This window comes from Thermodesulfovibrionales bacterium, from assembly GCA_026417875.1.
Classification (GTDB): Bacteria; Nitrospirota; Thermodesulfovibrionia; order Thermodesulfovibrionales; family CALJEL01; genus CALJEL01.
In genome coordinates this window covers 1-23,296 of sequence record JAOACK010000024.1, presented here as the reverse complement: position 1 = coordinate 23,296, position 23,296 = coordinate 1, and the positions used below count along the sequence as shown (strand labels likewise).

The 23,296-nt window shown below is 39.6% G+C and carries 24 protein-coding genes; 11 read left to right on the top strand and 13 right to left on the bottom strand.

From position 1 onward, the window contains the following. Positions 1 to 356: 356 nt before the first annotated feature. The 10 genes from N2257_05925 to lipA all read right to left on the bottom strand — a co-directional run bounded on the left by N2257_05925 (position 357) and on the right by lipA (position 9,309). Positions 357 to 1,568, bottom strand: coding sequence for a cofactor-independent phosphoglycerate mutase (locus N2257_05925; protein MCX7793925.1), 1,212 nt, complete (start codon positions 1,566 to 1,568; stop codon positions 357 to 359). Further along, entirely contained in the window at positions 1,565 to 2,650 is a 1,086-nt protein-coding gene (gene thrC, locus N2257_05920; protein MCX7793924.1) for a threonine synthase, read from the bottom strand. The genes N2257_05925 and thrC (N2257_05920) overlap by 4 nt, the downstream gene beginning before the upstream one ends. Before the next feature lie 2 nt (positions 2,651 to 2,652). Further along, complete coding sequence (locus N2257_05915) at positions 2,653 to 2,889, bottom strand: NIL domain-containing protein (protein MCX7793923.1); 237 nt, start codon at positions 2,887 to 2,889, stop codon at positions 2,653 to 2,655. Then, the gene (locus N2257_05910; GenBank protein MCX7793922.1) at positions 2,886 to 3,173 is read right to left on the bottom strand and encodes a MoaD/ThiS family protein; all 288 of its coding nucleotides are present in this window, start codon (positions 3,171 to 3,173) and stop codon (positions 2,886 to 2,888) included. Before N2257_05910 ends, N2257_05915 begins: the two co-directional genes overlap by 4 nt. 13 nt (positions 3,174 to 3,186) lie before the next feature. After that, positions 3,187 to 4,425, bottom strand: coding sequence for a threonine synthase (gene thrC, locus N2257_05905; protein ID MCX7793921.1), 1,239 nt, complete (start codon positions 4,423 to 4,425; stop codon positions 3,187 to 3,189). Positions 4,426 to 4,474: 49 nt separating this feature from the next. After that, positions 4,475 to 4,882 (bottom strand): M67 family metallopeptidase, encoded by a 408-nt coding sequence (locus tag N2257_05900; protein MCX7793920.1) that lies wholly within the window; start codon positions 4,880 to 4,882, stop codon positions 4,475 to 4,477. Continuing rightward, the gene (moeB, locus tag N2257_05895) at positions 4,869 to 5,672 is read right to left on the bottom strand and encodes a molybdopterin-synthase adenylyltransferase MoeB (protein ID MCX7793919.1); all 804 of its coding nucleotides are present in this window, start codon (positions 5,670 to 5,672) and stop codon (positions 4,869 to 4,871) included. The genes N2257_05900 and moeB overlap by 14 nt, the downstream gene beginning before the upstream one ends. A gap of 255 nt (positions 5,673 to 5,927) precedes the next feature. Beyond that, complete coding sequence (locus N2257_05890; GenBank protein ID MCX7793918.1) at positions 5,928 to 7,226, bottom strand: homoserine dehydrogenase; 1,299 nt, start codon at positions 7,224 to 7,226, stop codon at positions 5,928 to 5,930. A gap of 1 nt (position 7,227) precedes the next feature. Then, entirely contained in the window at positions 7,228 to 8,424 is a 1,197-nt protein-coding gene (gene alaC / locus N2257_05885; protein MCX7793917.1) for an alanine transaminase, read from the bottom strand. Positions 8,425 to 8,454: 30 nt separating this feature from the next. Beyond that, the gene (gene lipA, locus N2257_05880) at positions 8,455 to 9,309 is read right to left on the bottom strand and encodes a lipoyl synthase (GenBank protein ID MCX7793916.1); all 855 of its coding nucleotides are present in this window, start codon (positions 9,307 to 9,309) and stop codon (positions 8,455 to 8,457) included. A 158-nt stretch (positions 9,310 to 9,467) separates the two neighbouring features. On the opposite strand from lipA, the gene N2257_05875 reads away from it, so the two are divergent. The 10 genes from N2257_05875 (at position 9,468) to N2257_05830 (ending at position 20,519) form a co-directional block, all read left to right on the top strand. Beyond that, entirely contained in the window at positions 9,468 to 11,366 is a 1,899-nt protein-coding gene (locus tag N2257_05875; protein MCX7793915.1) for an HD domain-containing protein, read from the top strand. Positions 11,367 to 11,413: 47 nt separating this feature from the next. Continuing rightward, complete coding sequence (locus tag N2257_05870; protein ID MCX7793914.1) at positions 11,414 to 11,755, top strand: Mth938-like domain-containing protein; 342 nt, start codon at positions 11,414 to 11,416, stop codon at positions 11,753 to 11,755. A gap of 9 nt (positions 11,756 to 11,764) precedes the next feature. Continuing rightward, positions 11,765 to 11,959: a hypothetical protein gene (locus tag N2257_05865; GenBank protein MCX7793913.1), complete on the top strand. Its 195-nt coding sequence runs from the start codon at positions 11,765 to 11,767 to the stop codon at positions 11,957 to 11,959. A 13-nt stretch (positions 11,960 to 11,972) separates the two neighbouring features. Beyond that, positions 11,973 to 12,326 (top strand): HEPN domain-containing protein, encoded by a 354-nt coding sequence (locus N2257_05860; GenBank protein MCX7793912.1) that lies wholly within the window; start codon positions 11,973 to 11,975, stop codon positions 12,324 to 12,326. Between the two features lie 46 nt (positions 12,327 to 12,372). Next, the gene (locus N2257_05855; GenBank protein MCX7793911.1) at positions 12,373 to 13,077 is read left to right on the top strand and encodes a thymidylate synthase; all 705 of its coding nucleotides are present in this window, start codon (positions 12,373 to 12,375) and stop codon (positions 13,075 to 13,077) included. Between the two features lie 163 nt (positions 13,078 to 13,240). After that, positions 13,241 to 13,726: an NAD(P)H-dependent oxidoreductase subunit E gene (locus tag N2257_05850; protein ID MCX7793910.1), complete on the top strand. Its 486-nt coding sequence runs from the start codon at positions 13,241 to 13,243 to the stop codon at positions 13,724 to 13,726. Then, on the top strand, positions 13,719 to 15,482 hold the full coding sequence (locus N2257_05845; GenBank protein ID MCX7793909.1) for a 4Fe-4S binding protein: 1,764 nt from the start codon (positions 13,719 to 13,721) through the stop codon (positions 15,480 to 15,482). Before N2257_05850 ends, N2257_05845 begins: the two co-directional genes overlap by 8 nt. Positions 15,483 to 15,495: 13 nt before the next feature. Further along, a complete protein-coding gene (gene fdhF, locus N2257_05840; protein ID MCX7793908.1) occupies positions 15,496 to 18,162 on the top strand; it encodes a formate dehydrogenase subunit alpha in 2,667 nt (888 codons plus the stop codon). A 55-nt stretch (positions 18,163 to 18,217) separates the two neighbouring features. Beyond that, positions 18,218 to 18,676 (top strand): cyclic nucleotide-binding domain-containing protein, encoded by a 459-nt coding sequence (locus tag N2257_05835; protein ID MCX7793907.1) that lies wholly within the window; start codon positions 18,218 to 18,220, stop codon positions 18,674 to 18,676. A 49-nt stretch (positions 18,677 to 18,725) separates the two neighbouring features. Further along, complete coding sequence (locus N2257_05830) at positions 18,726 to 20,519, top strand: formate--tetrahydrofolate ligase (protein ID MCX7793906.1); 1,794 nt, start codon at positions 18,726 to 18,728, stop codon at positions 20,517 to 20,519. Here the strand turns inward: N2257_05830 and N2257_05825 are convergent. Together N2257_05825 and N2257_05820 are read right to left on the bottom strand one after the other, a co-directional pair. Next, positions 20,514 to 21,650 (bottom strand): phospholipase D-like domain-containing protein, encoded by a 1,137-nt coding sequence (locus N2257_05825; GenBank protein ID MCX7793905.1) that lies wholly within the window; start codon positions 21,648 to 21,650, stop codon positions 20,514 to 20,516. The two genes, N2257_05830 and N2257_05825, sit on opposite strands and share 6 nt — an antisense overlap. Before the next feature lie 218 nt (positions 21,651 to 21,868). Beyond that, positions 21,869 to 22,273, bottom strand: coding sequence for an Rrf2 family transcriptional regulator (locus N2257_05820; protein MCX7793904.1), 405 nt, complete (start codon positions 22,271 to 22,273; stop codon positions 21,869 to 21,871). Positions 22,274 to 22,357: 84 nt separating this feature from the next. On the opposite strand from N2257_05820, the gene N2257_05815 reads away from it, so the two are divergent. Further along, on the top strand, positions 22,358 to 22,792 hold the full coding sequence (locus N2257_05815; protein ID MCX7793903.1) for a transcriptional repressor: 435 nt from the start codon (positions 22,358 to 22,360) through the stop codon (positions 22,790 to 22,792). Here N2257_05815 and N2257_05810 read toward each other — a convergent pair. Further along, a partial coding sequence (locus tag N2257_05810) for a 2-oxoacid:acceptor oxidoreductase subunit alpha (protein MCX7793902.1) occupies positions 22,787 to 23,296 on the bottom strand: 510 nt, incomplete at its 5' end. The two genes, N2257_05815 and N2257_05810, sit on opposite strands and share 6 nt — an antisense overlap.

Below are 23,296 nucleotides of genomic sequence, written 5' to 3'. Positions count from 1 at the left end.
CTTAAAATCTTCTATGCTTTCTACCTGCTTAGCCCATATGGTCTCTTCAGGATATTGCTTAGACCATTCTTCAATCTGAGCTACTGCCTGTGTTTCAAAATCCTTATCATATAGTGCAACCCTCTTATTTCCTTCAGGATCAATATATATCAGAGGATTATTACTTGCATATGCATATAGACTTAAATTTAAAGGAGCAAATACTCCTCCCTTGCCAGGTAAATCTCTTTCTGGTATTCTGCCTTTTTGTAACTGCCCTCTTTCAAGAGGGTAAATTATTAAGCCTTTGCATATGTAACGTCATCATGCCTGTATTGCTGATTGGAAGGTAAGATCAGATTTATATAAAATTGCTTCTAAAGCTGATCTCTTATAAAGTAGTCCATTAATTTATAGCCTTCATCAATTCTTATAATCTCCTTCAGATCTCTTAATGACTCATCAAATTTCAGTTGTTTGCCAGCCCTTTTTCTACTATCATAGAGTATAAAAGGAACAGGTTCTTCAGTATGTGTTCTTACTGATATTGGTGTGGCATGGTCTGGAAGGATGAGTATCCTGTATTCTTCAAAGGATTTAAGCATCCTCAGGACTGTGCCAATCACGAGGGCATCTATGTCCTCTATTGCCTTTATCTTTTTTTCAATACTACCTTCATGGGATGCCTCATCAGGTGCCTCTATATGAATATAGACAAGGTCATTATCCCTTAAACTGTTTATCCCGTATTCAGCCTTGCCAGCATAATTTGTATCTATATAGCCAGTAGCACCGGGTACATTTATTATCCTGAGACCTGCATAGATGCCCAATCCCTTTGTAAGATCAACTGCTGAGATCAATGAACCTTTAATACCGTATTTTTCCATAAAAGTAGGCATCTTCGGTCTTTTGCCCTGTCCCCAGAGCCATATGCTGTTTGCAGGTTTTAAACCTCTCTGAATCCTTGACCTGTTTACAGGATGAGACTCAAGGATAGATACAGACCTGAGCATCAAAGACCTCAGGGTTTCATCAGCCTTTCCAGAAGGGAGATAATCTGTTATTTCCTTACCTATAATGTCATGGGGTGGTGTACAATCACATTCTCCTATGCCTTTTTTCCAGACCATAAGATGCCTGTAGCTAACTCCTGGATAAAAGGATATTGAGTCATTTGAAAGGACTTCATTTATTGCCCTTATAAGCTCCCTTGCCTCGTCTGTTGTAATATGACCCGCGCTGTAGTCATCCATTATCGCTCGAGTTTTATCTTTATTGAACTGAAGGGTAACAAGATTGCATCTGTAAGCCACATCTTCCTCTGTGAGATTAACTCCAATACTTGCTGCCTCAAGAGGCGCCCTGCCAGTGTAATACTTTCTTGGATCATATCCCATTATGCTCAGATTGGCTACATCAGAGCCTGGATAGAGGCCTTCGGGTATTGTCCTTACAGTTCCTACAATGCCTTCAGAGGCAAGCCTGTCCATATTTGGTGTGAAGGCAACCATAAGAGGGGTCTTACCACCCAGCTCTTTTAAAGGTCTGTCTGCCATTCCATCAGGTACAATTATTATGTATTTCATAATTTATCCTCTATAAATTTTTCAATCTCGGAAAGTTCTGCCTTTATCTTGAGTGGTTCTTTTGTAACCTTAAATACAGTATCAGGATCCTTTAATCCATGACCTGTGAGAGTACATACAACTGATGAGCCTTTTTTAAAGTATCCTTCTTTCCAGAGTTTGATAACTCCTGCAACTGAGGCAGCAGAAGCAGGTTCACAAAAAATACCTTCTGTAGAAGCAATGAGTCTGTAGGCCTGGAGAATCTCCTCATCAGTAACAGCCTCTATCCTCCCGCCCGATTCATCCCTTGCCTGAATAGCACCTTCCCAGCTTGCAGGTTTACCGATTCTTATGGCTGTTGCAATGGTTTCAGGATTTTCAACAGGCCTTCCAAGTACAAGAGGTGCCGCGCCAGCTGCCTGAAACCCGAGCATCTTTGGAAGAGAATCTATTAGGCCCTTTTCTTTATAAACCTTATATCCCCTCCAGTAGGCAGTTATATTTCCAGCATTTCCAACTGGAAGGGCATGATAATCTGGAGCAAAACCAAGCTGGTCACATACCTCAAAGGCTGCTGTTTTCTGACCTTCAAGTCTATAGGGATTCAATGAGTTAACAAGTGTAATGGGAAATCTCTGAACCAGTTCCCTTACTATGCTTAGGGCTTTATCAAAATTTCCATCTATTTGCAGTACAACCGCATCATGTATTAGTGCCTGAGATAACTTTCCAAGGGCAATCTTTCCAGCAGGTATTATTACAATTGCCTTTATACCAGCCCTTGCCGCATAGGCTGCTGCTGAGGCTGAAGTATTTCCTGTAGATGCGCATATTACAGCCTTTGAGCCAGACTCCAGCGCCTTAGATATAGCCAGGGTCATGCCACGATCTTTAAAAGAACCTGTGGGATTTGCACCATCAAACTTAAAGTAAAGCTCAAAATCTATACCGAGTTTTCTTGTTAAATTATGGCTTCTTAATAAAGGTGTATTACCCTCATTAAGGGTTACAACAGGGGTTGATTCAGTAACAGGTAAAAATCCCCTGTACCTTTGAATGATACCCTGCCAGGTATCAATTCTTTCAAGTTTTAAAGACATGTTCACTCCAGAAACTCACCCTCTATTAGTTCTACCTCAACACCCTGCTCCCTAAGGGACTGAATACCCTTTTCTAAATTCTCTTCAGTTCCTTCAAGCTCAAGCACCATCTCGCCTACTGTCTCAGTTACCCGTGCCCTTCTGATATTTGGCATTACATCATAGGTCTTAGCCATCCTGAAAAGAACAGGCTCCTTAATGAGATGCTGTGGAAAGGTAAGCTTGACTCTCTTTTTCACATTAACCTCCTTTGACCTCCTGCAATTGCAGGCACTATGGATACCTCATCCCCATCCTTAACAACTGTATTTTCAGCCTGCAAGAACCTGATATCTTCTTCATTCACGTAGATATTTACAAATCTCCTGATCTTTCCACCTTCTGCAATCCTCTCCATGAGTCCAGGATATCTCTTATCAAGGTCAGTGATGAGGTCTATAATGGTACCTGCCTTTCCCTCAACCTCATCCTTACCATTTGTTAGTCTCTGAAGCGGGGTTGGTATCTTTACCTTTACTGCCATTAAAATAACCTCCTTAGAGAAGTCCTTTATTCTTCATTACCTCTTCAAAAGAGGCTAAGGAAGGCTTTATATAATGGGGTGAAGGCACCTTTCCATTTAAAGCCTCCTGTGTCTTGAGACCATTACCTGTTATGCATATAACAGTTACTTCATCAGGCCTTATATAGCCATCCTTTATCAGTTTTTTAGCAGCAGCCACTGTAACACCACCAGCTGTTTCTGCAAATATGCCTTCTGTCTTTGCAAGAAGTTTCATAGCCTCAATAATTTCTTCATCACTTACATCAGCACCAAAGCCACCGCTTTCCCTTATTGTCTGGAGGGCATAAAAACCATCAGCAGGATTTCCAATCGCAAGAGACTTTGCTATAGTATTCGGTTTTACAGGTCTTATTACATCCACACCCTGTTTAAGAGCAGTTATTATTGGACTGCATCCAGTTGCCTGGGCACCAAAAACCTTTGTTTTTACTTCTTTTATAATACCTATCTCTTTAAATTCCTTGAAGCTCTTCCATATCTTTGTAAGCAGTGAGCCACTGGCGCATGGTATAACAACATTGTCTGGAGTCCTCCATCCTAGCTGCTCAACTATCTCAAAACCATGAGTCTTAGAACCCTCTGCATAGTAAGGTCTTATGTTTATATTCACAAAGGCCCATCTGTATTTATTAGCTATTTCACTGCATAGTCTATTAACATCATCATAGTTTCCATCAACAGCAACGACATTCGGTTCATAAACAAGAGAGGCTATTATCTTGCTTGGCTCGAGGCTTGCTGGTATGAAGACAAATCTCCTGAATCCAGCCATGGCTCCCTGAGCAGATACAGAATGGGCAAGATTTCCTGTAGAAGCGCAGGCAACTGTATCAAATCCGAATTCCCTTGCTTTTGTGAGGGCAACAGAAACAACCCTGTCTTTAAATGAAAGGGTTGGATGGGCTACAGTGTCGTCCTTTATATAAAGCTCCTTTACTCCCAGGGCCTCACCGAGTCTCTCAGCCTTTACAAGAGGTGTAAAGCCAGCATTTATTCCAGCAACAGGCTCTCCTTCAACAGGTAATAATTCTTTATATCTCCAGAGATTCTTGCCCCTCTGCTGTATCTTTCTTTTTGTAAGAACCTTTGCAATTTTTTTATAATCGTATATAACCTCAAGGGGTCCGAAACAGAATTCACAGACATAAATGGGTTCGACCGGATATTCTCTTCCGCACTCCCGGCATTTTAAACCCTGAACATAACCCATTTCTTACCTCCAGGTTTTTATTATTTTAATAAAATAATCTTACCAAGAGCTACCCTATAATAAGCTCAATCTCTTTAAACCACTTTTGCTCCTGAATCCTGAAAGCCCTTACCACAGGATTTTCATGCATAAGGCTAATAATCACATAAGCAACATCATAAAAGGCAAGGGCTATATCCTTACCCGATGGATAGGCATCGCTTGATGTATGGGAATGATAGATTCCCAGCATCTCAAGGCCCTTCTGCCTTATCTCCTTCATAACCATGAACTGTTCTTTTGAATCCATAAGATAACTAACAGGAGAATGTTCTACATTTGCCATCTTAAATATATAATTTATCCTGTTTGCACTTCCTGCAAGTATGCCACAGGCCTCTTCTGGAAAAACCTCTTTTGAATGTTCTATCATCTCTATGAAAACCAGGGGACTGATAAAGAGCCTATCTGATAGCACAATATCCTTCTGTATAATCTATTAGCTCTTTTATCCTGGGATTGTCACTGCAGACAGGACAATCAGGATTTCTCTTAACCTTTACCTTTCTGAAAGTGGTATTCAGCGCATTATAAATGAGAAGCTCATTTTTAAGAATTTCTCCTTTACCAAGTATAATTTTTATAACCTCGGTAGCCTGTAAAGCTCCGATCACACCTGGAAGGATTCCGAGCACACCTGCTTCCTGACAGGTAGGTACAAGACCAGGCGGTGGAGGCTCTTCAAACAGGCATCTGTAACAATGACCTTCCTTCGGGATTATGGTTGTAACCTGCCCCTCAAATCTCAGGATTGCTCCACTTACAAGTGGCTTTCCTAGCATTACACAGGCATCATTTACTAGATAGCGTGTGGGGAAATTATCACTTCCATCAACAACAATATCATAATCCCGGATAAAGTCAATTATGTTATCCTTTGTTATCCTTTCTTTTATTGCAATAATATTTACATCAGGGTTGAGGGCCTCAAAGGTCTTCTTTGCTGATTCAACCTTTGGCATTCCAAGGGTATGAACACTATGGGCTATCTGCCTTTGGAGATTACTTAGCTCTACATTGTCATTATCTATGATCCCGATAGTACCTACGCCAGCAGCTGTTAGATAATAACCTACAGGGCAGCCAAGTCCTCCTGCACCAACAAGAAAGACCTTTGCATTTAGGAGTTTCTTCTGGCCCTTTCCTCCTACCTCTGGAAGGATTATATGTCTTGAGTATCTCTGAAGCTGCTCCTCTGTGAAATCCATCAATCCTTCTCCTTTTTCACCTTTATAATCCAGTCCCTATCATTTATCTTTTCAACCTAAGAAACTTATGCCCATGATCTTTCATTGATTCAAGGATACTCCTTGACGCCTCCTCATAATCAAGAAGTATCTTTAGTACCTGACCTACCTTCCATATCTTCTATTTCATGTTTTGCCTTAACNAAGGTATGGGGACAGACAAGACCTTTAATATTTATTTTTCTGTCTGGCTCCAACCTCGTACCTCCGAAAAATTTATTTTATAATATCTTCTTCCTTACCTTCAACCCTGAGGAAAAAACTCCGGTCAGCAACAACAGGCAGAGTATCAATCTCCGAGAGAGCCATCTTTACATCCTGCTCTTTTGCCATATGGGTGAGAATAACAAGAGGCACTGCACCACCGACACGCCTTCCCTTCTGAATAACAGAGGCAATGCTGATATTATGTTCCCCAAGGATTCCCGATATCTTTGAAAGAACACCAGGCCTGTCAATTGCTGTAAATCTAAAATAATACATACTCATTATAGTTCCTATATCCTTAATATTAATATTACTGTAATCTATACCAACTGGAATGTTCTCAGGACAGTTAATCTTCTTAGCTATATCAATTATATCGCTCACAACCGCACTTCCTGTGGGCATATCTCCTGCTCCTCTTCCATAATAAAGGGTTGGACCAACAGCGTCTCCTTCTACATATATTGCATTAAAAACCCCCTCAACCTTTGATATGAGATAATCTTCAGGAACCATTGTTGGATTAACCCTTAGCTCCAGTTCTCCATCTGTAAGTTTTGCAATAGCAAGGAGTTTGATCCTGTAGCCTAACTCTCCTGCAAACTCTATATCAAGTGGGGTGATACCGGTGATTCCTTCCCTGTATATCTTTCTATAAGAAAGCGGTATTCCAAAGGCAAGGGATGAAAGTATTGCGAGTTTGTGAGCAGCGTCTATCCCTTCTACATCAAGAGTAGGGTCAGCCTCTGCATAGCCCAGTCTCTGTGCCTCTCTAAGTGCCTGCTCAAAGGATATCTTTTCAGAGGCCATCTTTGTAAGAATATAGTTTGAGGTGCCATTTATTATTCCATAAATGGATAAAAATTTATTAGCAGCAAGACCTTCCTTTATTACTTTTATAATAGGAATTCCTCCCCCAACTGATGCCTCAAATCCTATCATAACACCCATTCTTCTTGCCTCGCTGAATATCTCTTCTCCATCCTCTGCAAGAAGGGCCTTGTTTGCAGTTATAACATGTTTTTTGTTCCTTATTGCCCTCAGGATAAAATCCTTGGCAGGTCTGAGTCCACCGATAAGCTCAACCACAATATCTACTGATGGATTATCTATCACCTCTGAGACATCAGTGGTGAGTATTCCTTCAGGAAGCTTTACTCCCCTGTCTCTTGTTATATCAAGGTCAGCAATCTTAATGATCTTTAACTCAAGGCCCGTTCTTTTTTTTATGAGTTCTCTTTTCTCAAGTAAAATCTTTACTGTGCCTGTGCCAACGGTGCCGAAACCTATTATTCCTATTCCTGCCATATCAGCTTCCAAGAGATAGTGCTTTTTTAATTCCCCTTACTGCCTGTCTGATTCTATGTTCATTTTCTACAAGGGCAAATCTTACATAATGATCTCCACCTTCTCCAAATCCAATTCCAGGGGAAACAGCAACCTTTGCCTCCTTAAGAAGGAATTTTGCAAATTCCAGTGAACCCATCTTTTTAAAAGGATCAGGAATCTCTGCCCAGACAAACATGGTTGCCTTAGGAGGTTCAACGTACCAGCCAATCTTCTGGAGTCCCTGGACAAGTACATCCCTTCTCGATTCGTAGGTTTTTCTGTATTGTTCCACACAATCTTGAGGACCCCTCAGTGCCACTATTGCAGCTATCTGTATTGGCTGAAACATTCCATAATCGAGATAACTCTTTATCCTTGTAAGCACTCCTACTATATCTTTATTTCCAACGCAGAATCCAACCCTCCAGCCGGCCATTGAGTAGCTCTTTGTCATTGAAAAGAACTCAACACCCACATCCTTTGCACCTGGTACCTGTAGAAAACTGGGAGCCTTATATCCATCATAGACCAGGTCTGCGTAAGCAAAATCATGTATTACCATTATATTGTTTTCCTTTGCAAAATCTACAATTTTCTTGAAGAAAGCAAGACCCTCAACCACAAGGGTTGTAGGATTATGGGGGAAATTTATTATAAGCAGCTTCGGCCTTGGCCATGATGTTTTAAAGGCCTTTTCAATCTCAGCAAAAAAGTCTATTCCATAACCTATGGGTACGCTCCTCACCTCTCCTCCAGCAATTATTACACTGTAAGGATGAATCGGATATGCTGGAGTTGGGGTCAATGCAACATCTCCAGGTTCTATAAGGGCTAAAGCAAGATGGGACAGGCCTTCCTTTGAGCCTATGGTTACAACAGCCTCTGTCTCTGGATCAAGGTCAACATCAAAACGCCTCTTGTACCATTCACATATAGCCATTCTCAGCTGTGTGATACCACGGGATGCAGAATATCTGTGATTCTTTGGATTCTTTGCAGCCTCACAGAGTTTTTCAATAACATGGGGAGGTGCTGGCATATCAGGATTACCCATCCCGAGGTCTATGATATCCTCACCCTGTTTTCTTGCCTGCATCTTCAGATTATTCACAACAGCAAAGACATAAGGAGGCAGTCTGTCAATCCTGCTTGTAATCCTGCATTCAACCTTCTTCATATTTACACTCCATTACTCTTATATTATTCTTTAATTAAGAACTTTATTCATGACCTCTTCAGCATTCATTGAACTCCTGGCCAGGGGACCTGAAATAACTTGCCTGAAGCCCATCTTTTTTGCGAGATTGCCAAGCTCTCTAAATACATACGGCGAGATATATTTTACAACAGGAAGATTCTCTTTTGCAGGTCTCAAATACTGACCTATAGTGACAATATCACAATTCACGGACCTAAGCATTCTTAGGACCTCAATAACCTCATCCAGACTCTCACCAAGACCGAGCATCAGACCAGATTTTGTCAGGATATCCGGTCTCATCTCCTTTGCCTTTTTTAAAATTATGAGAGATCTCTCAAAGGAGGCTCCGGGTCTTACCTTTTTATATAAAGAAGGAACTGTCTCAACATTATGATTAAGCACATCAGGCCTTACCTCCAGTACGGATTCCAATGCATCAAGATTTCCGTTAAAATCAGGTATAAGAGCCTCAACTGTTGTAAAAGGCAAGACCTCCCTTACTTTTTTTATAACCTTAACAAAATGAGATGCTCCCCCATCGGGAAGGTCATCCCTTGTAACTGATGTAATAACCACATGTCTGAGGCCTAACTCCCTCGCAGCAAGGGCTATTCTCCTTGGTTCATCAAAATCAACGCGGAGAGGACCCTTCATATGGTTTACAGAGCAGAAACCGCAATTTCTTGTACAGTATGGACCGAGGATCAGAAATGTTGCAGTTGGTTTTGAGAAACATTCCTGTCTGTTGGGGCACTTTGCCTCCTCGCAGACGGTATGAAGTCTATATTGTTTCAACCTCTTTCTGGTTTCATGATTTAAATTCAATTTATGTCCCTTAATCCATTCAGGTAATCTTTTCATAGAGATTATTTTAACATATTATGGATTTTTTCTTGATTTTACTCTGCAATATTTTTTTAATTTAAACCACTGAAGAACAAATGACCGTATTACTTAAAAAGAGTTTTGTATGCTTTAAAAAGAGAACCATTTTTTGCTAAAATCTTAACGGAGGAATAATGACCTTAAGAATTAAATTATTATCACTATTCAGCATAATTATAATAGCCTCCCACATGCTAAATATATCTATCTATAATCACTTCCTTAAGAAAAATCAAGAAGAACAAAAGAATAAAGATATGCAAAGGATTGTTTCTCTCTTTCAGAGAGACATTGAAACTACTATGCTCACTGGAAAACCTGAAGCTATTAATTCCATAATTGGAGATTATAGCACTATGGATAACATCCTCTCGCTTAGGATACTTGACGAAAAAGGCATTATACTCAAATCCATGAGAACAGTAGAGGTAGGACTGATGTCAGCGGATTATATCCAGCAAAAAAAAATGTTTCAGGACAGGCTCTATTATCTGAAACCAATTGAATCTTCTCCACCATGCCAGTCCTGCCACGGTGACAGAAAGATACTGGGTATTATAGAAATAAAGTACGACCTCTCAGAAATTATTATTGCTATGGAAAGACTTAAAAGGATATGGGCTATATCAGGTATTTTAGTGTTTTTAACAGCCCTTATTCTGACTTCAGTAATAGTTAACCGATTATTATTAGATCCCCTCAAAAAAATTCTCTTTATGCTTAATGATCCCGATCTCATGGAACATACAACAAAAGAGAGAGATGATGAGATGGAGGAGCTTTCAGTCAAAGTCAAAGATCTGATACATAAATTCAAAAATCTAATGATATTAAAGAGGAATCTGCAAGAGGAAATATCTGAACTCAGGGCTGAGATGAGATATAAGGAAAAACTTGAAGAAATGAACAGAGAACTCCGGTATTCTCTAAAAGAACTTGAATCAACGAATAAGGCACTACATCTCTTGAGTCAAGAGACTAAGAAAAGACTCAATTTAATGGAAATAAATATCGGCAGATTGAAAAGGACAGGAGACATAACAGTAAGTCTCTGTGAGCGAAGAGAAATGGAAGAAATAACAAAAAGTTTTATAAAGTATATAGTAGATATCATTTCAGCTGAGCGAGGTATTATATATATAAGAAAAAATAGCAGTGATTTTACCTATAATTATATAAGAAATTATGGTTTCAATCCTGAAATATCCGGAGAAGATAAAGACCTGCTGTTCAGAATCCTGAAAAATGGCCTTCCTATTCTGGATATCCATCCCGCTTCAGGGAGACAGGTTATGGTAATTCCTGTGAGCTTGAAAGAGTCATTAATAGGAGGGGTAATGGTTGAAGGAGTTCCCGGTGAAACCTTCAGCCATCATGATGTGGAGATGATGACAGTATTTTCAAATCATCTATCAGGTATCTTTAAAAACATTCAGAGTTTCGAGAGAGTTACAAAGGGTTATACCTATGTGGTGGAAACCTTAATAGGTGACGTGCTTGAAGAAAATAGGTTTTACAGAAAGGGAAGGAGCAAGAGATTGAAAATACTTTCTGTTGAATTAGGCAAAAGGCTCGGTCTGCTCTCAAAGGATCTTGAAATTCTTGAACAGGCATCGGCACTCTCAGACATAGGAAAACTCAGGATTCCCTACAGGATATTTAATAAAAAGGGACCGCTGACTTCTGAGGAATTTGATATTCTCAGAATGCATCCAATAAAGGGAGCTGAGCTTTTTGATGGAATGCTATTTCATGACCTTAAAAAAGTAATTCTTCAGCATCACGAGAGGTATGATGGTAAGGGCTATCCCGAAGGCATCGAAGGAGAGGATATTGACATAAAAGCAAGGATAATATCACTTGTCGATGCCTTTGAGGCAATGACGAGTGATAGACCTTACAGACCAGCCCTTACACTGGAAGAAACCCTTAAAGAGATAGAGAAACAAACAGGCGGACAATTTGATCCTGAGGTGGTAAGGAAATTTTTTGATATTATTAAAGAAAACCCACAGTTACTTGTTGATATTTGATAAAGGATCCACTGATAATCTTTTTATAAAACGTTATATAATAATACATGGTTATAGAACATTATTCCTTTGGCAGAATTATCATAAATGGCAAGACATACACGACAGATATAATAATTTTTCCTGACAGAATCAATCCTTATTGGTGGCGGAAGGAAGGTCATCTTCTGCACCTTGATGATATTGAAGAGGTTATAAAGGAAAAACCAGATTTATTAATAATTGGTACAGGCTATAATGGAGTTATGAAGGTGCCGGAAGAACTTATAAAAACTCTCTTGGCGCAGGGCATGGATGTGGTTATAAAAAAGACACCCGAGGCAGTAGAATTTTATAACGAAAGGGACAGGTCCAGAAAAACAGTGATATGTCTCCATCTTACCTGTTAAAATACAACAATGCCTTACAGAGAAGAATTCTACGATCTGATAGAAAAGCTTGAAGGATTGACCATCAACTATTATTTAGAAAGGCTGGTAACAAATGCTTTTTTCGGTTCAGTTGCAAGGGATACTGTCAGGCCGGACTCTGACATAGCTATCCTTTCAAAGGCGGATATTACTGGGAACTTAAACCTGACTATAAATACATAGATTTAATAGAATTATGACTAAAATCAGCCTCCAAGAGATTACATGCTCAAGGCTCAAACAAGATTTGAGGTTCTCGAGTTTTATCTTAAAAAAGCACTACTCAAATATCATTAGGGAAGCACAGGAAATGGTAGAGCTCGCACAGAAGGCCATGCTCAGACAGTTAGGGAATCCGTTAAAGTGGCATGATATTGGAATGATGATTCTTGAACAGAGAGATAAATTTCCTTTAGACATCCGGACACATCTTCCAGACATTGCAGAAATATCCAAGTGGTTCAGAAGAGAAAGGGAACTTGCTTTTTATGGTAATATAGATTTTATACCTCAGAAGAATACTCAGAAGAGAATGCACTTAGTGCAATAGATGGAGCAAAGAAAGTTGTAGATGTTGCAAGAAAGGTAGTTATTTTATGACACCTCTATGCATTCATGCAAAGACTATTTCAGATGCCTGGTTTCAGGTTATTTATAATCTCTTTGATCATGCATACAGACAGGATATCCAAAAAGGCTCTTTTGAAAAAGAACAATACAGACTCCAGTATCCTGGCATAGCAGTGTTTATAGAACATCCAGATAAGGATATGGTTCCTGTAATTCCTGCTCATCTAGGTATTCCTGCTCCGACCTCAATGGAATATATAGAAGACTACTTTGCCAATTATCTTATGAATCCTGAACTATCAGAAAATGAGACCTACAGATATGCCTCAAGAATCCAGGCAAGGATGCCAAGAGGAGGTACCCAGCTTGAAAGGGTTATTGAGATTTTAAAAAGGACTCCACTTACCAACCAGGCAGTGCTTGAGATAGGTACACCTGAAGACCTTGATATATGTTATGGAAAGGATGGAAAGCTTGACCCTCCATGTTTAAGGCTTCTAGACTTCAAGGTAATACCTGTACATGGAAATCTCATCCTTACGGTAACAGCCTATTTCAGATCCTGGGATTTATGGGCAGGATTTCCAACAAATCTTGGCGGGATTGAACTGCTCAAACAGTATGTCTGCCAGGAAATAGGATTACAGAATGGCCCCATATATGCCTACAGCGCCGGTGCCCATATATATGGCTATCAAGAAGAAATCGCTAGACTTAGAACGCTGAGATAAAGACCTTCCAACTAAGAAATAAAAAATATTGAATTCTCAGTACTTTTATAATGCTTTTTTAAAAGTAACACCTATTGTTTATTTAAGTAACAACAAAAAAAGATAATAATTTTATAAGTTTTTAAAATTTTACAAGGTTTTTTTATTTAGTTTATAATAGCAGATGGAAAAAATTCTTGAAAAATTACTGACAGAATTCAGGAAAAATCAATACAATCTAATAGGCCTTCTTCAGAGAATCCAAGATATTTATGGTTACATCCCTAAAGATGTGGTTTTCTGGTTTTCTAAAAAACTTGATATACCTGCCAGCAAATTCTATGGAGTTATTACATTTTATCCGAAATTTTATCTAAAACCAAAGGGTAAAAATATAATCACAGTGTGTTGCGGTGCTGCATGTCACATCAAGGGTGCTAATCATTTGTTAGATGTCCTAAAAACAAACCTTTCCCTAGGAGATGGGGAAGATACAACTTCTGATCTTACTTTTACGGTCCAAAAAGCAACTTGTGTAGGTGCCTGTAACATTGCACCTGTTGTTATAGTTAATGACAGGGTTTACGGAAAGATGAACGGAGAAGAGATAAAAAAGATTATTACTGGTTATAAAAGAGAAGATGAATTTACAGGATTTGAATATGAATAAAAAAAACATAGAAATAAGAGTATGTCTTGGAACCTCGGGTAAGGCCTCTGGAGGAGAGGATGTTCTAATGGCTTTTAAGCAGCACCTTAACAGAGCCGACCTTATAGCAGAACTCGGTCAAACATGCAAGATAAAGGGTGTGGGATGCAGAGGTTTCTGTTCAAAAGATGTACTTGTGGATATCATTATTGATGACCAGAAAATAACCTACCAGTCCGTTACACCCCATATGGTGGAAAGAATAATTGAAGAACACATTATCAATGGAAGAACTGTATCAGAATGGACCGTTAATAAGGATTATCAGTCCTTTCACGATAAACAGCTAAAAATCGTCCTTGAACCCTGCGGGCAGATAGACCCTGAATCAATAGAGGATTACTTAAACATAAAAGGTTATAAATCGGCAAAAAGGGCTATAACAAGGTTAACACCAGAAGAGGTTATAAAAAAGATAATAGACTCAGGCCTGAGGGGAAGGGGTGGAAGCGGTTTTCCCACAGGTAAAAAATGGGACATCTGCAGACAGCAGAAGGCTTATCCTAAATACATTATCTGCAATGTTGGTGAAGTTAATAGACCGTTAGCTGAAGGAAATCCCCATTCCATCATAGAAGGACTCTTAATTGGTGGATACGCCATAGGTTCGGAGAAAGGATATATATTTATAAGGGAAAGATACCATCTTGCTGTTAAAAGATTACAGAAAGCAATAGCTCAGGCAAGGGAATACGGATTTATAGGTAAAAATATATTTGGAACAGATTTTAATTTTGATATAGAATTCAGTTTCGGAACAGAGGCCTTCATATGTGGTGAAGAAACCGCACTTCTTGAATCCATTGAGGGAAAAAGGGCAACACCAAGATTCAGACCACCCTATCCTGCTGAAAAGGGTTTATGGGGTAAACCTACTGTTATAAATAATGCTGAAACACTTTCAAATATACCATTAATAATTGGTAAGGGTGCTAAATGGTTCTCATCAATAGGAACCCCAGATAGTAAGGGAACAAAGGTCTTCACACTATCAGGAAAGGTTAAGAACAACGGTTTGATAGAAATCCCCATGGGTATGACATTGAAGGAGATTATTTATGATATCGGTGGGGGGATAGAGGGGAACAGAAAATTTAAGGCTGTCCAGATAGGAGGGCCATCAGGAGGACTGATTCCAGCTTCAATGCTTGATATGGGATTAACCTATGAAAATCTCCATAAGGTTGGTACAATCGTTGGTTCTGGTGGCATCACAGTTTTTGACGAGGATGATTGTATTGTTTCCATAACAAAATTCTTTCTTGATTTCCTCCAGAAAGAATCCTGTGGTAAATGTACACCATGCAGGATTGGCACAAAAAGGATGTATGAACTCTTAAACAGGATAACTGAAGGAAAGGGGAAGGAAACAGATCTTGAAACACTGTTAAGACTGAGCAGATTATTAAGCACAACCTCACTCTGCGGACTGGGAAAGACAGCTCCAAATCCTTTTATAACAAGCTTTAATCACTTCAGAGATGAATATATTACTCATATAAAGGATAAAAAATGTCCTGCCGGTGTCTGTACAGCCCTTATCACATTCTCTATTATCGAAGAAATCTGTAAAGGCTGTGGACTGTGCAAGAAGGTCTGTCCGTCAGAGGCAATATATGGAGAAAGAAAAAAGCCCCATAAAATTGATTCGCCTTTATGTATAAAGTGTGGAGCCTGTTTTAAGGTTTGCAAATTCAATGCAGTCAAAAGGCAGTAACTGGAGGTTTTAAATGGTAAGCCTTAGCATTGACGGCAAGAAAATAACAGTACCAGAAGGTACCACCATACTTGAGGCAGCAAAAAAACTAGGAATCTATATACCTGCTTTATGTTACCATCCTAAAATAACACCCTCCGGTGCCTGCAGGGTTTGTATAGTTGAAGCAAACGGTAATGTTTTACCATCCTGTATTACTTTGGTTGAGGAAAACATGGAGGTCGTAACAAACTCACCCTATATAGAAGAATTAAGGAGGGACCTTATTGATTTAATACTCAGTGATCATCCCTATGACTGCATGACCTGCCAGAAAACAGGTGAATGTGAACTCCAGGAACTCGCATACAAATATGAAATTAGAATCCCTGTCTTTCGTGGAGAAAGAAGAATCTATACCAGAAAAGATAACAATCCTTTCATAGAAAGGGACATGGAGAAATGTATTCTATGTGGAAGATGTGTAAAGATATGTGATGAAATTCAGGGTGTGGGAGCAATAGATTTCGCCTATAAGGGATTCAGTACAAAGGTATGCCCTCCTTTTGAGGATGACCTAAACTGCGAATTCTGCGGACAGTGTGTAATGGTCTGTCCAACAGGCGCCCTCGTAGGTAAAGAATGGCTGAGAAAGGGAAGGTACTGGAATGTACGAAAGGTTGATACAGTCTGCCCTTACTGCGGTGTTGGCTGTAATATAACCCTTCACATCAAAGATAATGAGGTTATAAGGATAACCTCAAAGGAAGACTCCATACCAAATGAAGGGCTTCTCTGCATTAAGGGGCGTTTTGCCTATGAATTTATCTCATCGCCTGAAAGACTTAAAAAACCCCTTATAAGAAAAGGCTCTGATTTTATTGAAGTATCCTGGGATGATGCCCTTGATTACGCTGCCAGGGAATTACTTAGAATTAAAAAAAATTACGGTCCTGATGCAATTGCAGGACTTAGCTCAGCAAGATGTACCACAGAAGAAAATTATCTATTCCAGAAGTTTATGAGGGCGGTTATCGGTACAAATAATGTTGATCACTGTGCCAGGCTCTGACATGCACCCACAGTGGCCAGTCTGGCCACCATATTCGGCTCAGGAGCAATGACAAATTCAATAAAGGAGATAGAAAAAAATGAAGTGATATTTATAATTGGCTCCAACACTAAAGAGACCCATCCTGTAATAGCAAATTTCATGGTCAGGGCACATAGAAAAGGGGCAAAGATAATTGTAGCTGATCCGAGGAAGATCTCTATGTGCAGATTTGCATATATATGGTTAAATCACAGACCCGGAACAGATGTGGCACTTCTTAATTCCATGGCTCATGTAATTATAAAAGAAGGTCTATTAAATAAAGAATTCATTGAAAGCAACACAACAAATTTTGAGGATTTCAAAAAGCATATAGAACAATATACTCCTGAAATTGGTGAAAAAATTACTGGTGTTTCTAAGGAAAAGATTATCAGGGCTGCTATTACCTATGGAAGTTCAAGACAGGCTGCGATTTATTTTACAATGGGAATAACCCAGCACTCCCATGGTACTGAAAATGTCAATGCTATCTCCAACTTGGTACTCCTTACAGGAAACATTGGCCGTGAGGGTACGGGAATAAATCCATTAAGAGGACAGAACAATGTCCAGGGTGCCTGTGATGCAGGATGTCTTCCTAATGTTTATCCAGGATACCAGAGGGTGGATATTCCTGCGATTCGGCAAAAATTTGAATCATCCTGGGGCGTGAAACTTTCACCTGAGCCAGGACTTTATGCAACAGAGATTTCTGAGGCCATTCTGAAAAATAAGATAAAGGCTGTCTATGTAATGGGAGAAAATCCTGTTCTCAGTGATCCCAATGTCAGTCACTCAAGAAAGGCTTTTCAATCTCTTGAATTTCTAATTGTTCAGGATATATTTTTAACTGAAACAGCTCAGCTTGCCCATGTAGTTTTCCCTGCAGCCTGCTTTGCAGAAAAAGAAGGTACATTCACCAATACTGAAAGAAGGATACAGCTTGTAAGAAAAGCATTAAATCCACCAGGTGAAGCAAAAGAAGACTCCTGGATAATCTGTGCCCTCGCAGGCAAGATGGGATATCCGATGAGCTACTCTACTGCAGAGGAAATATTTGAAGAACTCGCCAGTTTATGGCCTGCTCTTGAAGGTATTACCTACAACAGAATAAAAGAAAAGGGTATTCAGTGGCCATGTCCAACGAAAGACCATCCAGGCACTACTTATCTTTATAAAGGTGGTTTCCCCAGAGGGAAAGTTCCATTCATGATTGTTAAATATGAACCACCTTATGAAACAGTGAATAACGATTACCCCTTTATACTCACAACAGGAAGGGTTCTCCATAAATACCACTTTGGCTCCATGACAGGAAAGGTAAAGGCTATTAACATTTATGATCCCGGAACATATGCTGAGATCAGTCCTGAAGATGCTGAAAGGCTTGCAATTAAAGAAGGAGATTCAATAAAAATTATTTCACCTAGGGGAAGTATTATTACAGAGGCAAGAATTGCAGAAAGAGTGAAAAGAGGTGAAATCTTCATGCCCATCCATTATATAAATGCACCTGTAAACGTACTAACAAACAACATTGCTCTTGACAAACACGCAAAGACACCGGAATACAAGGTATGTGCTGTAAGAATAGAAAAAATTTAATATACCTGTAAACTATTCATAATGTCCCGACGCAGGGCTGTTAAAGGAGGATGATATGTCAATAAAAAGTGAGCTAAAAAAACAGACTCTCCTCAATGAACTGAATGATAGCGAGATAGAAAAGCTCTCAAAGATAGTCTCTCAAGAGTTTTATCCGAAAGGAAAAACAATTTTTAAGGAAGGTGATCCGACAAAAGGTATCTATATGATTCATAAAGGAAAGGTTGAGATATCGAAGACAACTCCTGATGGTTGGAAACAGGCACTTGCTGTACTTAAGGAAGGCAATTTTTTTGGAGAACTTTCCCTCATAGAAGACAAAAAGAATCACGGTGCCCATGCTGTGGCCCTTGAGAATACAGAACTCTTCTTAATTAAAAAGGAAGATTTCAAGGAACTTGAGAAGAGTGACACATTACTAATGTACAAGATAATGAAGACCATTGCAAAGGTGGCAAGCAGAAATCTCCATTCAATGAACGAAAAACTGATAAAACTCCTCATTAGTTATTGAAGCAGGTTTTACCTGCAGTATTCTTAAATTTATAAAGGGAGAGATTACCATGGTTCTTGACCCAACCAAATATGTAGACTGGCAGATTGCAGAAGAAGCAGAAAAACATATGAAAACCATCTACCAGCTTGCTGATGAGCTTGGTCTTGAAAAAGAAGAACTCCTTCCCTATGGTCATTACATAGGAAAGGTGGACTACGCAAGGGTGCTCGCAAGGCTCAATGACAGGCCTGATGGGAAGTATATTGATGTGACAGCAATCACACCAACACCGCTTGGAGAAGGAAAATCAACTACCACAATAGGTCTTGTCCAGGGTCTTGGCAAGCGGGGTAAAAGGGTTACGGCAGCAATAAGACAGCCCTCAGGTGGACCAACCATGAATATCAAGGGCTCAGCTGCGGGTGGGGGCCTTTCACAGTGCATACCCCTGACACCCTTCTCCCTGGGATTTACAGGTGACATCAATGCCATAATGAATGCTCATAATCTTGCGATGGTTGCCCTTACAGCAAGGCTTCAACATGAATTTAATTACACAGATGAGCAGCTTGCTAAGAGAGGTCTTAAAAGACTAAACATTGATCCAAGAAATGTCCAGATGGGCTGGGTAATGGATTTCTGTGCCCAGGCATTAAGAAAGATCATAATTGGTATTGGTGGAAGTCAGGACGGATTCATGATGGAATCAAGGTTTGNTATTGCTGTCTCCTCAGAGGTAATGGCAATACTCTCAGTAGCCAAGGATCTAAAGGATTTCAGAGAAAGGATTGGAAAGATTGTTGTTGCCTATGACAAAAATGGAAAACCTGTCACTACAGAAGACCTCGAGGTAGCAGGAGCTATGACAGCCTGGATGGTTCAGGCGCTGAATCCTAATCTCATACAGACCATTGAAGGACAACCTGTATTTGTCCATGCAGGACCATTTGCAAATATTGCAATCGGTCAATCATCTATAATTGCTGACAGGGTTGCCCTTAAGCTTAGTGACTATCATGTGACAGAGTCAGGATTTGCTGCTGATATTGGTTTTGAAAAATTCTGGAACCTGAAATGCAGGTATTCAGGACTCAAACCCCATGCGGCGGTAATAGTGGCTACCATCAGGGCGCTTAAATGTCATGGTGGTGCACCTATTCCAGTACCGGGAAGGCCCATACCAGAGGAATATAAACATGAGAATGTAGCATGGGTGGAAAAGGGTACAGAAAACCTTATTCACTGCATAAATATAGTGAAAAAGGCAGGCGTCAATCCCGTTGTCTGCATAAATGTCTTTTATACAGATACAGAAAATGAGATAAGGGCTGTCAGAAGACTCTGCGAGCAGGCTGGAGCAAGGGTGGCTGTATCAAAGCACTGGCAGTATGGTGGTGAAGGTGCACTTGAGCTCGCTGATGCTGTAATTGATGCCTGCAAGGAGGATAACAATTTTAAATTCCTCTATGAACTTGACATGCCACAAAGAAAAAGGATAGAACTCATTGCAAAGGAAGTTTATGGTGCTGATGGTGTAGAGTTTTCGCCTTTAGCAAATCAGAAGCTAAAAGACATAGAAGCTGATCCGGAACTCAGTAAACTCGGAACATGCATGGTAAAGACCCACCTCAGCCTATCTGATAACCCTAATCTCAAAGGAGTTCCAAAGGGATGGAAGCTCTTTGTAAGGGATGTCCTTGTTTTTAAGGGAGCCGGTTTTGTTGTGCCTGTTGCGGGTGATATAAAGCTCATGCCAGGGACAGCCTCTGACCCGGCATTCAGAAGAATAGATGTAGATGTAAACACAGGGAAGGGTAAAGGGTCTGTTTTAATAAGAGGGGGCTTAAGCTCCCTCTTATAATCGCTTTCTGAATGTGACAAAGAATCTTTCCTTAATTTTTTCACAGAAGGGTCTTCTTAGCCATTCCTCAAGCTTTATCTCGGAGGAACTCTTTAAATCTTTATTAAAAAGCTCTATCATGGAATCACCAAACTCATAGCTCCATATACCTACATTTCCCTCATCATTCCATCTCAAAGACTGGGCATCAAGATTTGCAGAACCAACTATGCTGAAATAACCATCAAAGACATAACTCTTTGCATGTAAAACAGCATCCTCGTAATGAAATATCCTGATACCGTTTCTTAAAAGCCTAGTATAAAAGGCTCTACCAGCATAGTGTGCAGGAGGTACATCACTTATACCAGGTAAAAGTAATTTTATCTCTACTCCCCTTCTTGCTGCCTGTATAAGATAATGAAGTAACCTCCAGCCAGGAACAAAATAGGCAGTAGTTATGTAGATAAAATTTTTTGAATTTTTAATGCAATAATATAGCAATTTCCTGAATCTCCTGCTGCCGCTAAAGGAGGAAGCAAATATCGGAATTACTGGATAACCATTTTTATAAAAAACCTTTTTCAGCGGTATATTATTCAATGATTCGGCTGTCCATACTCTCCATGTCTTTCTGAACTCCTCAAATAGTTTGTTTACAACAGGACCTTCAACTATGATGCCCGTATCCCTCCAGGTCTCCTTTCGCCTCAAGTGAAATCCGCTGTATTCATTGGCTATATTTAGACCACCTGTAAAGGCCCTTGTGCCATCAACAATGATTAACTTCCTGTGATCCCTTCTGATATATCTTAGAGGTGCAGAAAGTTTAAAGGGTCTTGAAGCAGCAATCTTTATTCCTGCCTTTTTAAGGTCATTCCAGAATGACCGTGGAGTTCCAAAAGAACCATAGTGGTCATAAAGGAGATATACCTTGACACCCTCCTTTACCTTTTTCTTGAGCAATGAGGCTATTTTCTTACCTGTTTCATCAGCCCTGAATATATAAAACTGAAGACAGACAAAACTCTCAGAATCCTCGATAGCCCTTAAAATTGAATCAAAGGTCTCCTTTCCACCGTGAAAGAGCCTGATAAGATTACCATCACAAAAATCGTTCCTTACTATTCTCTCTATAACAGCACTATCCATCAATCTGGTATATATAGTTTTCAGAAATAAATAAGTACAAGTAGAGATGTAATTTACTCACCCTTCCATCTTAAAGTTCAACGTTGCTGTATTCAATCGGAATCTTTGTCCTTTAGAAGGACGGATAGGATAAATTAATTGTAAGTCCAGGGGATCAGAATATCATGTCCCCTTAATGCACCTTATGAGGTAATATTAAGCGATAAGTTTAAAGGACTTTATCCTGCTTCAGAAACAAGTTTCTTAAAACTTACAGAGCCAAGCTCTTTTCTGATAAGTTTCTGAATTCTTACCCATACCGGATGGACAGTGCATTTCTTTATCCTGTTACAGCTCTTTGAATCAATTACACATATATTTACAGGTATGGGTCCATCAATCGCCTCTACGACTTCAAGAAGCGAAATATCCTGAGGTCTTTTTGCAAGCCTGAATCCACCCTTCACACCTCTTATGGGTGTAACAAATCCTTTTTTTGAAAGCTTCTGGAGTATCTTTGATACAAAGGGAGCTGGTATATCCATCTCCTGAGCAATAGAAGAAGCCCTTTTAACTTTGTCAGGTTGAGAAGATAGACAGACTATACATCTTACCGCATAATCAACCTCTCTTGTAATATCCATGCTGAAATAATACCTCAAAACTTACAGTAAATTCAATACTTGACAAATGCTCTCTTGCTGTGTTGAAATTAATTATCAATATCTATGGGAAAGGAAGAGGCAAAAAAGATCTTCAGGGAATATATCAAAAAACAGGGTCTCAGAAACACAAGACAGCGCGAAGAGATTCTGGATGTCTTTCTCTCATCGGGTGGACATATAACTGTCGATGAGCTCTTTGATAAGGTTAAAAAAAGGGACTCCTCCATAGGATATGCAACTGTCCACAGAAATCTCAATCTCCTTCTTGAGGCTGGACTTGCAGAAGAGATAAAAATAGGAAAGGAGAAGACACGATATGAACAGATGCACATGAGGGAACATCACGATCATCTTATATGCCTGAAGTGTGGAAAATTTATAGAAGTTGTGGATGAAAATATCGAGAATCTCCAAAAAAAGCTTGCCGAAAAAAAGGAATTCTTCCCTGTAAGGCACAAGCTTGAGATATACGGCTACTGTAAGAGATGCAGATCATAAAGCATTAAGAATTCTTCTTATTAGCTCTTCTACTGTAAATGGTCTTCCATCAAATTTATTGATTCTGTAATGAAAGGAATATCCTGTCTCGCTTCTGAAAAGCCTTGCAAACTGGGATGTGGCATTATGTTCTATACAGACGGTCTTTTTGGCCTTCTCAACAAAAGCTAAATAATCAAATTTATCTCTAAGCGGAAAGGGCCATATTTCACTGAAGTGTAACATTGAAATACTGTACTTATCTGAAAGCTGATCAACGCATTCCTTCACAACCCCATAGGTTGAACCCCAGCAGATTAGAATAATTTCAGGGTTTTCATTGCCATAAATAAGTGGTGGTTCAATCTCTCGTTGTAGAAGAGGAAATTTTCTTAAAAGCCTCTTTTCAACCATCTTTATCCTTGTCTCTGCATCCTCTACAATGTGGCCCTCCTCATCATGCTCATCACTGTCTGTAACAACAAGGTGTTCTGATTCACCCGGTACTGCAAGCGGTGATATGCC

Excerpts from the sequence above, each read along its gene's own strand:
- N2257_05875 (MCX7793915.1), top strand. The coding sequence starts at position 9,468 with ATGACCTTAAGAATTAAATTATTATCACTATTCAGCATAATTATAATA.
- N2257_05890 (MCX7793918.1), bottom strand. The coding sequence starts at position 7,226 with ATGGCAGGAATAGGAATAATAGGTTTCGGCACCGTTGGCACAGGCACA.
- N2257_05925 (MCX7793925.1), bottom strand. The coding sequence starts at position 1,568 with ATGAAATACATAATAATTGTACCTGATGGAATGGCAGACAGACCTTTA.
- N2257_05910 (MCX7793922.1), bottom strand. The coding sequence starts at position 3,173 with ATGGCAGTAAAGGTAAAGATACCAACCCCGCTTCAGAGACTAACAAAT.
- N2257_05870 (MCX7793914.1), top strand. The coding sequence starts at position 11,414 with ATGGTTATAGAACATTATTCCTTTGGCAGAATTATCATAAATGGCAAG.
- N2257_05855 (MCX7793911.1), top strand. The coding sequence starts at position 12,373 with ATGACACCTCTATGCATTCATGCAAAGACTATTTCAGATGCCTGGTTT.
- N2257_05860 (MCX7793912.1), top strand. The coding sequence starts at position 11,973 with ATGACTAAAATCAGCCTCCAAGAGATTACATGCTCAAGGCTCAAACAA.
- N2257_05865 (MCX7793913.1), top strand. The coding sequence starts at position 11,765 with ATGCCTTACAGAGAAGAATTCTACGATCTGATAGAAAAGCTTGAAGGA.
- N2257_05845 (MCX7793909.1), top strand. The coding sequence starts at position 13,719 with ATGAATAAAAAAAACATAGAAATAAGAGTATGTCTTGGAACCTCGGGT.
- N2257_05820 (MCX7793904.1), bottom strand. The coding sequence starts at position 22,273 with ATGGATATTACAAGAGAGGTTGATTATGCGGTAAGATGTATAGTCTGT.
- N2257_05835 (MCX7793907.1), top strand. The coding sequence starts at position 18,218 with ATGTCAATAAAAAGTGAGCTAAAAAAACAGACTCTCCTCAATGAACTG.
- alaC (MCX7793917.1), bottom strand. The coding sequence starts at position 8,424 with ATGAAGAAGGTTGAATGCAGGATTACAAGCAGGATTGACAGACTGCCT.
- thrC (MCX7793924.1), bottom strand. The coding sequence starts at position 2,650 with ATGTCTTTAAAACTTGAAAGAATTGATACCTGGCAGGGTATCATTCAA.
- moeB (MCX7793919.1), bottom strand. The coding sequence starts at position 5,672 with ATGGATTTCACAGAGGAGCAGCTTCAGAGATACTCAAGACATATAATC.
- N2257_05815 (MCX7793903.1), top strand. The coding sequence starts at position 22,358 with ATGGGAAAGGAAGAGGCAAAAAAGATCTTCAGGGAATATATCAAAAAA.
- lipA (MCX7793916.1), bottom strand. The coding sequence starts at position 9,309 with ATGAAAAGATTACCTGAATGGATTAAGGGACATAAATTGAATTTAAAT.
- N2257_05850 (MCX7793910.1), top strand. The coding sequence starts at position 13,241 with ATGGAAAAAATTCTTGAAAAATTACTGACAGAATTCAGGAAAAATCAA.
- N2257_05825 (MCX7793905.1), bottom strand. The coding sequence starts at position 21,650 with ATGGATAGTGCTGTTATAGAGAGAATAGTAAGGAACGATTTTTGTGAT.
- thrC (MCX7793921.1), bottom strand. The coding sequence starts at position 4,425 with ATGGGTTATGTTCAGGGTTTAAAATGCCGGGAGTGCGGAAGAGAATAT.